Annotated in this window: 3 protein-coding genes; all 3 read right to left on the bottom strand. The window is 70.9% G+C overall.

Annotation, left to right across the window (positions count from 1 at the left end; all coding sequences use genetic code 11):
- The coding region (locus tag AOK15_RS39815; RefSeq protein ID WP_055523965.1) for a gamma-glutamylcyclotransferase family protein at nt 1–375 on the bottom strand (375 nt) is incomplete at its 3' end.
- A gap of 48 nt (nt 376–423) precedes the next feature.
- Complete coding sequence (locus AOK15_RS39810) at nt 424–1,278, bottom strand: TIGR03943 family putative permease subunit (protein ID WP_055523962.1); 855 nt, start codon at nt 1,276–1,278, stop codon at nt 424–426.
- Nucleotides 1,275–2,345, bottom strand: coding sequence for a permease (locus tag AOK15_RS39805; RefSeq protein WP_055523959.1), 1,071 nt, complete (start codon nt 2,343–2,345; stop codon nt 1,275–1,277). The genes AOK15_RS39810 and AOK15_RS39805 overlap by 4 nt, the downstream gene beginning before the upstream one ends.
- Between the last annotated feature and the right edge of the window lie 335 nt (nt 2,346–2,680).

Genomic DNA, 2,680 nt, shown 5'->3' with positions numbered 1-2,680 from the left:
CGTGGGTGTACGTCGCCGCGCAGCGACCGTCGGCGCGGCGACGTACACCCACGCCTGCACGGACGTGCCGTCGGCGAGGACCGCGGCGCGGCGGACCCGTTCGTACAGGTTCGTGGGGGCACCGGGGCTGTACTCCTCCAGGTGGTCCAGGGATCGCAGAAGCGCCGCGTACGTCTCGGGGCGGGCCGTGACCAGGTCGCCCTTCACCACGGCCGCTTCGCCGGGGGCCTCGACGGCGTACGGGTAGCCGGGGCCGTCGTAGAGCGCCAGGCCCCGCATCGTCGCAGGTTCCTCGGAACTCGTACGGCCCCGGAGGAAGAGGTCGTGGTTGTGCTCGCCGGGGCGCAGCGTGCCGTAGACGAAGAAGGGGAGCACCGTTCTACTCTCCGAGGTCGGATGCGGGCGGGGTATGCGGGCGGGGTATCAGTCGGCCAGGGGTGGAAGGGCGTCCGTGTAGCCGTTCGTCGGGCGGGGGACCTTCTCGATCGTGCGGACGTCGAGGGCGACGTCGGCGGAGTTCGTGCCGAGGGTGCCGCCGACGTGCCAGGTGCCGGTGACCGTGACCCAGGTGTCCGCGGACGGGGCCGGGGTGCCGTGGGCGCGGACCTTCACGAACTGGGTGTCCGCCGCGCAGCAGCTGAAGATCGAACGGGTCAGGTACCAGCCGTCGCCGCTGCCGTCGGGCGTCGCGAAACCGGTCATCCGGACCACCCGCCCCTCGATGGCCTTCGCCCGGTCCTGCTGCACACGGCTGGTGAAGTCCGTGAGGGTCATCGGCAGCGGTGACGTCGCGGGGAGCGGATCGAACTCGTCCTGGTCCTTCACCGCCACGGCCTTCGGCGCCTCACGGGACGCGCTGTACGCGCCGATGGCCGGCGGCGCGTAGAAGAGCAGGCTCAGGGCGGGGAGCAGGAGGAGCCACGCTATGCGGGGCGGGGTGGAGTGGTCATGACCGTGGCTGTGGCTGTGGTCGTGGTCATGGGCGTGGTCATGGGCGTGGTCATGGGCGTGGTGACTGTGATCCGTCTCTTCATGGGCTTGGTGGGGCTGGGCGGTGTGGTCGGGGGCGGCTTGCGCGTCGTTCAGGGTGGGGGCGGTCGGTTTGCGGAGCGACCACGCCTCCGCCGCGCCCAGCAGGAGCAGCACGGCTCCCGAGGCGATGAGCAGAGGGCGCATGCCCTCCTTCACGTATCTGAGGTAGAGGTCCGTGAACACCGTCGCGTGGAGCAGGCCGAGACCGCTGACGAGGAGCAGGAGGGCCTGGAGAGGTCGTTTCACAGCAGGACGCCTCCGATCAGGGCGCTGGCGAGGATCGCCACGACGACGGTCGCGGCGGAGAAGCGGAGCGCGAAGGCCCGGCCGAACGTGCCTGTCTGGAGGGCGATCAGCTTCAGGTCGACCATCGGCCCGACCACCATGAACGTGAGCCGCGCGAGGGGCGAGAAGCCGGAGAGGGAGGCGGCGACGAAGGCGTCGGCCTCGGAGCAGACCGACAGGAGGATGGCGAGCCCGGCGAGGAACAGCACCGAGAGCCAGGGCGAGTCGGCGAAGGTGTCGAGCACGGAACGCGGGACCACGACGTTGAAGGTGGCCGCCGCCATCGCGCCTACCACCAGGAAGCCGCCCGCGTGCAGGAAGTCGTGCTGGAAGCCGAGCCGGAACTCCGTCCAGCGGCTGCGCCCCACCTGGTGTCCCGTGTGGCGGGGGACCGGCTTCAGCCACTCGGCGCGGCCCAGCCACAGCCACAGCCAGCCCATCGAGGCGGCGGTGAGGAGCGAGGCGAGCAGCCGGGCCAGCACCATCTCGGGGCTGCCGGGGAAGGCGACGGCGGTGGCGACCAGGACGATCGGGTTGACAGCGGGGGCCGACAGCAGGAAGGCGAACGCGGCTGCCGGGTCGACCCCCCGACGTATCAGACTGTTCGCGACCGGCACGGACGCGCACTCGCAGCCGGGCAGGACGACTCCGGCGGCGCCCGCCACCGGGACCGCCAGGGCGGGGTTGCACGGCAGCAGCCGGCTGAACGCCTTCGCCGGTACGAACGCGTTGATGGCCCCCGACAGGGCCGTACCGAGCAGCAGGAACGGCAGCGCCTGCACGGCGATGGACAGACACACCGTCCGCCACGCCTCGACGGCCGGTTCCTCCAGCCCCCGCCCGACGAGGAACAGCACGGCACCGGGGACGACGGCCGCGCCGAGGAGCAGGAGGAGCCAGTGGCGGGGCCAGGAGTGCTCGGCCGTGTCCTCGGGCGTGTCCTCGGGCGTGTTCGAGTCGGGCGCCTTCGCTTGGGCCGCTCTCACCGCCGCCGCCGTCTCCTCGGCCGGTTCGTCTGTCTTCTGCATGCCAGCTCCGAATGTCGGATGAACGGCTCGAACATAGCGGGCGGGTCGGGTGACAAGGGTGGTGGGTGGGACGGCTGTATGGGGCTGCGGTTGGGGACGGCGGTATGGGACGGCGGTATCCGCTGGTGTCACTCGCTGTGGCACGCATCACGTTGAGTGATTAGTGGAGATTTTTGTCATCTCTACATACAAAATCGACCTCGTCCCATCAGCAGGCGACAAGAGAGCGTTCCTGCCATGACCGACGGTCCCGCCACCCCACCGGCCGCGCCCACCGTGCCCACCGTGCCCACCGTGCCCGCTCAAGGGTCCGCGCCCACCGTGCCCACCGTGCC

Origin of the sequence: Streptomyces ossamyceticus (genome assembly GCF_001418475.1) — a bacterium.
In the GTDB taxonomy this organism is placed as follows: domain Bacteria; phylum Actinomycetota; class Actinomycetes; order Streptomycetales; family Streptomycetaceae; genus Streptomyces; species Streptomyces ossamyceticus.
This window is presented reverse-complemented; position numbering and strand designations above follow the sequence as displayed.